At 47.6% G+C, this 10,484-nt stretch carries 7 protein-coding genes; 6 read left to right on the top strand and 1 reads right to left on the bottom strand.

The features are described 5' to 3' along the window. From JWV37_RS09480 to JWV37_RS09465, 4 genes are all read left to right on the top strand, one after another. Window positions 1-951 (top strand): methyl-accepting chemotaxis protein (locus tag JWV37_RS09480; RefSeq protein WP_205459556.1); only part of this gene is annotated, 951 nt, incomplete at its 5' end. A gap of 121 nt (window positions 952-1,072) precedes the next feature. Continuing rightward, on the top strand, window positions 1,073-1,999 hold the full coding sequence (locus JWV37_RS09475) for a lactate/malate family dehydrogenase (protein WP_205459555.1): 927 nt from the start codon (window positions 1,073-1,075) through the stop codon (window positions 1,997-1,999). 87 nt (window positions 2,000-2,086) lie between these two features. Further along, window positions 2,087-2,740, top strand: coding sequence for a response regulator (locus JWV37_RS09470; RefSeq protein ID WP_205459554.1), 654 nt, complete (start codon window positions 2,087-2,089; stop codon window positions 2,738-2,740). Further along, window positions 2,737-4,620, top strand: coding sequence for a transporter substrate-binding domain-containing protein (locus tag JWV37_RS09465; protein WP_205459553.1), 1,884 nt, complete (start codon window positions 2,737-2,739; stop codon window positions 4,618-4,620). The genes JWV37_RS09470 and JWV37_RS09465 overlap by 4 nt, the downstream gene beginning before the upstream one ends. A 37-nt stretch (window positions 4,621-4,657) precedes the next feature. Here JWV37_RS09465 and JWV37_RS09460 read toward each other — a convergent pair whose 3' ends face one another. Continuing rightward, entirely contained in the window at window positions 4,658-4,831 is a 174-nt protein-coding gene (locus tag JWV37_RS09460; protein WP_205459552.1) for a helix-turn-helix domain-containing protein, read from the bottom strand. Between the two features lie 262 nt (window positions 4,832-5,093). Here JWV37_RS09460 and JWV37_RS09455 point away from each other — a divergent pair, with 262 nt between their 5' ends. Then, window positions 5,094-8,801 (top strand): YDG domain-containing protein, encoded by a 3,708-nt coding sequence (locus JWV37_RS09455; protein WP_205459551.1) that lies wholly within the window; start codon window positions 5,094-5,096, stop codon window positions 8,799-8,801. Then, window positions 8,798-10,480, top strand: coding sequence for a ShlB/FhaC/HecB family hemolysin secretion/activation protein (locus JWV37_RS09450; protein ID WP_205459550.1), 1,683 nt, complete (start codon window positions 8,798-8,800; stop codon window positions 10,478-10,480). Before JWV37_RS09455 ends, JWV37_RS09450 begins: the two co-directional genes overlap by 4 nt. The last annotated feature ends 4 nt before the right edge of the window (window positions 10,481-10,484 follow it).

Below are 10,484 nucleotides of genomic sequence, written 5' to 3'. Positions count from 1 at the left end.
GAGTTTGTGAGCAAAAAATACCTTGGTTTTCGCATCAAGTATGCAAAAGACAATGAGATTTCCCAGATTGTGCAGAGCTTTAACAGCTTGATTGAGACCTTGGAACATACCATCACCGACGCCAAGCACTCTTCCAATGAAAACGCGTCGGTTTCCCATGAGCTGAGTTCCACGAGCATGCAGATTGGAAAAAATGCGGAGCAAAGCAGTGTGATTGTGGAAAAAACCATCCAAGACATCGAGGCGATTAAACGGTTTGTGGAGGAGAGTGCGACCCTTTCAACCCAAAGTAAAGAGACCATGAACACCGCCCAACGCCAACTCGAAGGAGCGAAGGGCGAGATTACAACCCTGCGCGATGAGATGGAGCAAGCCAGTGTCGCCCAAACGTCTTTGGCGGAAAAATTGGAGCAAATGAGCGTGGATGCGGAGCAGGTGAAGCAGATTTTGACCGTCATCAGCGACATCGCCGACCAGACCAATTTGCTTGCGCTTAATGCGGCTATCGAAGCGGCACGCGCCGGAGAGCACGGGCGTGGGTTTGCCGTGGTGGCGGATGAGGTGCGAAAACTCGCAGAACGGACGCAAACGAGCCTAAGTGAGATTAACGCGACGATCAACGTCATTGTCCAGTCCATCGTGGACTCTTCGGGCGAGATGACCCATAACGCCAAGGGCGTGCAAGGGTTGCTTGCGGTGTCAAATGGCGTGGAGACGACAATCTTGCAAACGGCAAAACTCATGGAAGAAGGGGTAGTTTCTGTGACAAGCAGTGCGAGCAACGCGGTGAAAATCGCCAAAGATACGGACAAAATCGTCGGCATGGTAGCCAACATCAACACCCTCACAAGCCAAAATGCGCGCAGTGTGGAAGAGATTGCCTCTGCAGCAGACCACCTTTCGCGACTTTCTGAAAACCTCAACACCAAGCTCAATCAGTTTCAAAGCTAAGTTTACATGTAAGGGAATTCCCTTACATGTAATGGGTTTATTTTTGCAAGAAGTGTCCATTTTTTAGCACCTTTTTTACCCCTTTGGCGTGCTATACTTCGCCTTATTTTAAAGGAAATACATGCGCGTTGGAGTCATCGGAGCGGGTGGGGTTGGGGTTGAACTGGTGAATTACTTGTTGACGTTGGGCAATGTGCGAGAAATCGTCCTAGTCAACCGCAACAAGGAAAAAGCTCTTGGTGAAGTGGCGGATTTTTCGTACGTGGAGTCTTTTACCTACGCGCGCAACACCCATTTGCACAGTGGGAGTTACGCAGACTGTGCAGGGTGTGATGTCATCGTCATTACCGCGGGCGCACAGCTCAAAGGCAACCAAACCAGAGACGAACTCTTGGGTGAAAACGCCTTGCTCATCCGTGAGATTGTCCGCACACTCCACACCCACGCACCCCACGCTATCCTCGTCATGGTGACCAACCCCGTGGATGTGCTGACACACATCGCCTACAAAGAAGGGCTGTATCCAAGGGAGCGGCTCATCAGTGCGGGCACCTTGGTGGACACAGCGCGGTTTATGAAGATTGTCAGTCAAAAAGTGGGCATCGACCCTAAAAACATCAACGGCTACATCCTCGGCGAACACGGCAAAGGAAGCACATTGCCGTGGAGCATTTGCAACATTTGCGGGCTGGATGTAGACACCTTTTGTTCCCTTAATGGCTTGCCACCGCTTGATCGCGCGCAGATTTACCGCGATGTCATCAACGCGGGCTACGAAGTCTTTCACAAAAAAGGCAACACCAACCACAGCACCGCCGCAAGCGTTTTTCGCATCATCCGTGCCATCACCAACGACGAACACTCCGTACTTCCTTTGGGCGTTTATCTGGAGGGCGAATACGGCTTGCATGACGTGGTGCTCAACGTCCCTGTGGTCATCACCCGCAAAGGGGCAAGTAAAATCCTCAACTACAAACTCCTCCCCGAAGAACTCGAAGCTTTGCATGAGAGTGCTAAAAATATGCAAGCCATGGCAGCAGGAGTGTAAAAAACGCCACAAAACACCCAATCTCAATGAAATTTCATCCTACATGTATATAATAGACTTCTTACAAAGCCCAGTAAAAAGGTGCCCATGCTTAAAGTGATGATTATCGAAGATGAGCCTCTTATCGCTTTAAATCTGACCAAAATGTTGGAGAATAAAGGGTTTGAAGTGACGGGTCATGCGGGGAATTTTGACGAGGCTTGTGCGCTTTTTCGCGCTAACAAACCCCATGTTGTCTTAAGCGACATCAAGCTTGAAAACAACGAATCAGGCATAGACGTGGTCAAGCACCTCAAAAAAATGGGCGATTTTTGCGTCATCTACCTCACCTCGTACGGGGATGATGAGATGGTCGAAAAAGCACTGGACACCCATCCTGCCGCGTATATCACAAAGCCGTTTAAGGAGATCGACCTCAACGCCGCGCTCAAACTTGTTGCTACGAACCTTAGGAACAAAAACGTAAATCCGGATTTTACCTACAACAAAGAAACGCGGATGCTTTTTTACAAAAACCAACACATCATCCTCTCCAAACAAGAGTCCGACCTCTTTCACCTGTGCTACCTTAGCAAAGGATTTTTCGTCTCCATGCCTAGCATAGAGTACTACATTTGGGGCGATGCGCCTACGAGCACCTCCACCAGAAGAGGGCTGATTCACCGCTTGAGAAAAAAACTAAACCATGCGATTTTTGAGCACTCTAGCGGGCTTGGCTGCAAAGTGGACGGGCTAGCATGAGAACCCTTCTTTGCCTGTTGCTTCTGTGGGTTCACGCGTATGCCGCCACCTCCCTAGCGGAAAAATCAGCCCAACTGCACCTTAGCGAAGAGGAAAAGCAATGGATCGCCGAACATCCTCGCATCGTCGTGGGGATGGACCCTTTGTATGCGCCCTATGAGTGGGTGGACAAAGAGGGTAATTATATTGGCGTAGTGGTAGATTATATGCGTGAGCTTGAAAAAATACTTGGGTTACGTTTTGACATACTGAAAGATAAATCTTGGGAGGAGGTATTGGCGCTGGCGAAAAAAGGGGAGCTGGATATGATTACAAGTATTGTAAAAACGCCAGAACGTTCAACCTATCTGACCTTTAGCGAACCTTACCACAACGCGTCTACTATTATTGTCGACAACGGGAAAGGGCCGTTTGTTGGGAGTTTGAGACAACTCGCCAACAAACGTGTTGCCATTGAGCGGGGCTATTTTATGGAAGAATTTATGAAAAATAAATACCCCACCATCCTCCTGGTACCTGCGTCTAGCACCAAAGAAGCCCTAGAGATGGTAGCGGGTGGATTAGCCGATGCGTATGTGGGCGACGCAAACCTCGTGGATTACGTCATCAAAAAAAACCATTTGAACACCCTGCGTTTTTCGGGTCAAACCGAATACGTTAGCCACCAAGCATTTGCCCTTACCAAAGGAAACGAACCCCTTGCTCCCATTTTGACAAAAGCGATGGCGACTATCCCCAAAGAAGAATTTGACGCCATGTTTGAGCATTGGTTAAGTCTCGACCACGGGATAAGCGGTGCAACACTGACGAAATATGGCCTGTTTATTGCACTAGCATTTGCGCTGGTGGGGTATTGGATTTACCTATTGCGGCGGGAAGTTCGCCAACGCAAACACGCAGAGGAAAAACTCAAAACCAGCGAAACCCTTTACCGTGAGCTTACCGAAGATGTCACCGATGTGATTTGGAAAACCAATAGCGACCATTTTCTCACCTACATCAGCCCTTCCGTGGAAGAAAAACTGGGCTTTAAACCCGAAGAGTTGGTAGGCCGCCATGTTTTTGAAATGTTTACGGATGAGGGCATCGCTATCGTCATGGAGCGCATCAAACAAAGGCAAGAGAGCAAAGAAGCGGCGGTCAATGACCTCCACTCGATCTTTGAAGTGCAACACAGGTGCAAAGACGGTTCGTTCATCTGGGGCGAAGTGGTCTCAAAAGCCGTGTATGACAAAAACAATGCCATCGTCGGCTACCACGGCGTCAGTCGTGACACCACGGCGCGCAAAGAAGCCGAAAGAGAAAAAGAGCTTTTGTATCGAGAACTTGACCATCGGGTTAAAAACAACCTTCAAGTGATTGCGAGCATCGTTTCGTTGCATTCCTTGCAAAAAGACACCTCCCAGTCCTTAGAAGACATCCACAACACCATCGCCGCCATCTCCCTAGCCCACGACAAACTCCGCCAAAACGAAACCCACAAAACATTGGAAGTCAAACACTATGTCACCGCTTTGCTAGACAACCTTTTGGCAAGTTCGGTGCTAGACATACAAAAAGAGGTGCATTCGCCTGAATTTTACCTAGGCGCCCACCACTCCATCACCCTTGGCATCATCATCAACGAGTTTGTCAGCAACGCCATCAAGTACGCTTTTAGGGGCATAGCTTCACCCAAAATCACCGTAACTATCAGCCAAGACGAGGCGTGCATCCGTGTTTTAATCTCAGACAACGGCATAGGTTTCAACGAAAAACCGCAACGTTTGGGCATCGGGATGGACATCATCACTACCCTAGTCAAAAACAAATTCAAAACAGACGCGAAGTTTTTTCACAACAACGGAACCTCTATGGCACTAACAATCCCTTACATGTAAGGGATTTGTGTAGCCTAAAGCTCACCCACAAGCTTTTCTAAAATCTCTCTTTTTGCATCATTTTTTTAAGCCCCACATCGGCGCTTGAACCATTTTCAAAATTACTTATCGTGGCTCTTGAGATGTGCAAATGGGTCGCCATGATGGGTTGGGAAATATTTTTGCTTTTGCGTAGTCGTGAGAGTTCTTGGGCTAATTCTTGAAAATCCATACAAGGCCTTTTTGTATAAAATAGTAGTCATTTTATCAACAAGTAGGCACTATGTAAAGTATTTTATACAAAAATAAACGCAACGTAACTGTTTAGCCTTACATGTAAAGAGTTATGAACATTTACATGTAAGGCTAACATTACACCGAAAAAGGCATCGTGGCTATTTTGACGTCATATTTAAGCAAATCCTCAGTTTCATCAAACGCGCTTCAAACGCGCGTGTATTATAATTGTTGCAATAATCACTAAAGGCGTTGCGATGAAATTTTCTCTGGACTACAGCTCTCGCTTTCGTATCTTAAAAGGTGGCAAGATAGCACTGGTGGTGAGTGCTGTTGTTGCTAGTGCTTCTTTACTCCAAGCCGCTCCAAGTGGCGGTGTGGTGACCAGCGGAAGCGCAAACATCACCCAAAGCGGTGCTGTGACGACCATCACCCAAAGCACCCAAAAAGCCGCCATCAACTGGACAGATTTTAGCATCAAGGCAAATGAAACCGTCAACTTTGTGCAACCTAGCGCCAATGCTATCGCCCTTAACCGTGTTGTTGGCAATGAACGCAGTGTCATCGACGGTGCACTGAGCGCCAACGGTCAAGTGTGGCTTTTAAACAGTAACGGCGTGCTCTTTGGCAAAAACGCTTCCATCAACACCGCAGGACTGTTAGCCACTACCTCTTCCTTGAGCGATGCTGATTTTAACGCAGGAAACTACACTTTTAGCGGTGCTTCTAACAACGCCATCCTCAACCTAGGTACCATCACCATCTCTAGCGAAGGCTATGCCATCCTTTCAGGCAAAGAGGTGCAAAACCAAGGAAGCATTCATGCCCTAAGGGGTGATGTGCATCTTGTGGGTGCTGATACGGTGAGCATTAACCTCAACGGCAACTCTTTGCTTAACCTCACGGTAAACAAAGGAGTCCTAGACGCCCTTGTTAAAAACAGCGGCTCCATCCAAGCAGACGGCGGAGAAGTGTACCTCACTACCAATGCAGTGGACGAACTGCTTAAAGGTGTGGTAAATAGCACAGGCATCATCGAAGCTAGGTCGCTTGAGGATGCTAAGGGGAAGATTGTGTTGTTTGCCCATGGGGGAAGTGCGCATGTAGATGGCACTCTTGATGCCTCTGGTGGGTTTATCGAGACTTCGGGAAAATCTTTACATGTAGAAGATAGCACTATCATTAAAACCGCAAAATGGCTCATTGACCCAGATAATATCACTATCGAATCCGCAGGCGGAGGCGTAGGTGGCGAAAGTGTGAGTGCAACAGCCATTCAAAATGCACTAAGCACAGCTGATATAGAACTTCAAGCAGTTTATGACATCACCGTCAATGAAAACATTACATGGGCAACGGCCACACAACTTAAACTCACCGCAGGGGATGAGATTTACGTCAATGCCGCCATTGAAAACACCAACACCACGAACGGCGGTGTTTACTTTAATGCCGCCAATGTCCGAGATAAAGTCATCTTTAATGCAAACGGTAAAGTCATCATCCACAATGTCAACCAACTCCAATGGATGAATCAAGCACTGGCTGGAAAGTACGAACTAGGAAGCGATATAGACGCAAGTGTGACTTCTGGCTGGAATGTTGGAGATCATGATAATAATGCTGGCACAGCAAATGTTGCAATGGGTTTTGTGCCTATCGGAGATAATGTCAACCGTTTTTCAGGAAGCTTTAATGGGTTAGGACATACTATCGCGGGCTTATTTATCAATCGCCCAACCACAAGTGGTGTTGGATTCTTTGGCTATATAAATAATGGTGCCACGATACAAAATGTTGGCGTTACTAGTATAGATATAACAGGCATATCGAGCGTCGGTGGGCTTGTGGGGTATATTCATTCTGGAACCATCAACAACAGCTATGCTAGTGGAAATGTTATGGGTAAAAATCCTAGTTCTTATGCTGGTGGGCTTGTGGGATATATTCTTTCTGGAACCATCAACAACAGCTATGCTGGCGGAAGTGTTAGGGGAGATGGTGGGGGTATCGGCGGGCTTGTAGGAGGTGGTTCTGCAACCATTACAAATAGCTATGCCACTGGGAGTGTTACAGGAACTGACTACCTTGGTGGACTTATGGGGTTAACTGCTAGTACTGTAACCATTACAAATAGCTATGCCACTGGAATGGTTACGGGAAATGAGGGAGCTTCCCATGTCGGTGGACTCATGGGAAGAAAAGAAGGTGGAGTTATCACAAACAGCTTCTGGGATACACAAACCACAGGGCAAGCTACTTCAGTAGGAGGCGGTGTGGGTAAAACCACTGCGCAGATGCAAACATTGTCCACATTTGCGGGTTGGGATATAACAGGCACCGATGGAGCCTATCCAACGCTCACCTTGGGTGGGGCGACCATTTGGACAATGTCTCCTATAAATCTTTCCTATTCCCTAAGCACCCAAAACCACACTTATAATGGCAGTATTTATAATCTTGCAGATTTTTGGAGTGCCTCGTCCATCTTTGGTGCAAGTTACGCTTCATGGGTATTGGGAACTGACTACACCTTTATCTATGATAGCAGTAGCACAACAGGGTTTAAAAATGCAGGAACCTACAGCAATATCACTATCGATATTCTTAAAAGCGGGTACACAGAAGCGGGCATTGGGAATACCGCAGGAGCGCTTACTATCGCTCAAAAAGCACTTACCATCTCAGGAATCACCGCAAGTAATAAAACCTACGATGGACTCTTAACAGCAACAGTTAATACTGCCAGTGTTGCCAAAACTGGACTTATTGATGGGGACACATTAACCGTCTCTTCATCGGGAGTCTTTACTGATAAAAATGCAGGAACAGGGAAAACGGTCACGCTCACCAACACTTATGCAGGAGCTGATAAAGATAATTACATCATCACCGACCAAACAACTGCCACAGCAGATATCGCCCAAAAAGCACTTACCATCTCAGGTATTAGTGCAAGTAATAAAACCTACGATGGACTCTTAACAGCAACAGTTAATACTGCTAGTGTTATCAAAACTGGACTTATTGATGGAGACACATTAACCGTCTCTTCATCGGGAGTCTTTACTGATAAAAATGCAGGAACAGGGAAAACGGTCACGCTCACCAACACTTACGGGGGAGCAGATGTCAATAATTATGCCATCACCGACCAAACAACCACCACAGCAGATATCGCTCAAAAAGCACTCACCATCTCAGGTATTAGTGCAAGTAATAAAACCTACGATGGACTCTTAACAGCAACAGTTAATACTGCTAGTGTTATCAAAACTGGACTTATTGATGGAGACACATTAACCGTCTCTTCATCGGGAGTCTTTACTGATAAAAATGCAGGAACAGGGAAAACGGTCACGCTCACCAACACTTATGCAGGAGCTGATAAAGATAATTACATCATCACCGACCAAACAACTGCCACAGCAGATATCGCTCAAAAAGCACTTACTATCTCAGGCCTTGTAGCTGATAATAAAATCTACGATGGCACGACCAGCGTGGTGATGACCAACTGGGGAAGTTTATCTGGGTTGGTTGGAACGGAAACCCTTACGCTAGGTCACGGTACGGCTAGTTTTGAGAATGCTGAAGTGGGAAATAGTAAAACCGTCACAGCCATAGACTACACGCTAAGCGATGGAGACAATGGAGGAGTTGTAGGTAATTATCTGCTAGCACTTAATACAGCTACTACGACAGCAAATATCACTAGTGCGACACCAACACCACAACCTAATCCACAACCAACACCACCCACACCCGACGTATCCCATATTGAAAACGGTACCGCTAGCCTTGTCTCTACTGCCTTTGTGCAACAGATGCAACAAAGTCCCCAAGCCTTTGCACCTGTAGTAGCGGCGAGTGGCCCTTTGCCTTTTTGGGGAAATGGAAACATTGCTATCATCAACGGGGGTGTACGATTGCCTGATTATGTTGACCAAGAGGAAACAAGATGAAACCTACAACTACCCTATTGCTTTGTGTAACCACCGCCCTTTTGGCCGCGCCTCCGCGTATTGGGGACATTGAAAAACAGCTCATCGTGCCTAAGATTGTCCAAGAAAAAGAAGGGGTCAATAACGAAATCCCTGACCTCTCCCCGACCCCTTCTAGGACCACGCCCACAGCACAACCTAGCGGGGAAGCGACGGTGTTTATCGCGCGCATTGTGTTTGAGGGCAATGCGCACATCCCAAGTCAAGAGTTAGAAACCTTAGTGCAAGACTCTCTTGGAAAAGCACACACCTTTGAAGGGCTTAAAAGCATCGCTTCGACGGTAACTGCGCACTACAGAAGCAAAGGGTACTTTGTCGCAAGGGCGTATGTTCCCCAAGATGCCATTGCCGAGGACACCCTTACGCTTGCGGTGATTGAGGGAAACTATGGTGCCTTTACCCTCTCCAACACTTCCCTAGTCAACGACACAAACGTCCAAGGGCTGCTTGATGCAGTCAAAGAAGCCAACATCATCAGTGTCAACACCCTAGAACGCGCCATGTTACTCATCAACGACACCCCCGGTGCCAAGGTCACCAAGGCAGACATCATGCCAGGAGCGCTTGTAGGCACCAGTGACTTTTTAATCCAAGCAGAAGCGACTGCTCCTTACACAGCCTATGCCATCGGGGATAACTACGGAAGTAGATACACAGGAAAGTACCGCCTCAACCTTGGGCTTAACGCCCTTTCACCCTTTGGGTATGGCGATAAGCTAAGCCTCAATGGCGTGCTTTCCTCCACAAGTGATTTGAAAAATGGCAAAGTGGCGTACAACTTTCCTCTTATGAACAATGGCTTAAGAGGAGAACTGAGTGCGTCGCACACCACTTACTCCTTAGCCAAAGAGTACAAAGCCCTGGATGCCCTAGGCCATGCCACCACCCTTGAAGCAAAGCTTTCGTATCCACTCATCCGCACCCGTCAAGAAACACTCAACCTCTCCATGGGCTTTGCCCACAAAAAGATGGAAGATGAGATACAAAGTGCCAATGTCAAAACCCCCAAAGAGTCCAATGCCCTCACTCTTGGCGGAGACTATACCCGCACGGGACTTTTCTTGGGGCTTAATGCTAACACGACGGTTTCGCTTGCCCTTACTCATGGGCGTTTAAACATCAATGAGACCATCGCCAAAGCCCAAGATGCGGCGGGAGCCAAGACACAAGGGTCATACTCAAAACTAGCAGGAAGCATCGAACAGTCGGTTTACTTTAACCCAACCTACTCCCTCACCACCAGCCTTCGGTTTCAACATGCCCTAGGCGGCAAAAACCTTGATGGGTCAGAAGACTTTTCCTTGGGAGGTGCGTACGGGGTGAGAGCCTTTCCTGATGGCGAACATAGCGCGGAAAATGGCTACATCTTGGGCGCGGAACTCTTCTACGCACTGCCAAGTGTGCAGGGCATAAGCCACCGTGCTAGCCTCTTTGCAGACACAGGCTACGCCAAGATGCAAAACAGCCTCAGTGGTAGCAAAAGTTCAAGACACCTAAGTGACATAGGCGTAGGGTACCAAGCGGCGTTCAAAGAGTTTTTCACTAGAGTCCAAGTCGCTAGAGTCATCGGGGGAGAGAAAGTGCAAAGCGAACCTGAACGCAATACTAGGGTGTTAGTACAGGTGGGGTGGATATATTAGGGGG

Source organism: Sulfurospirillum tamanense, from assembly GCF_016937535.1.
GTDB classification, from domain to species: domain Bacteria; phylum Campylobacterota; class Campylobacteria; order Campylobacterales; family Campylobacteraceae; genus Sulfurospirillum_B; species Sulfurospirillum_B tamanense.
The sequence above is the reverse complement of the archived record's forward strand: the minus strand, read 5'-3'. Positions and strand labels throughout refer to the sequence as shown.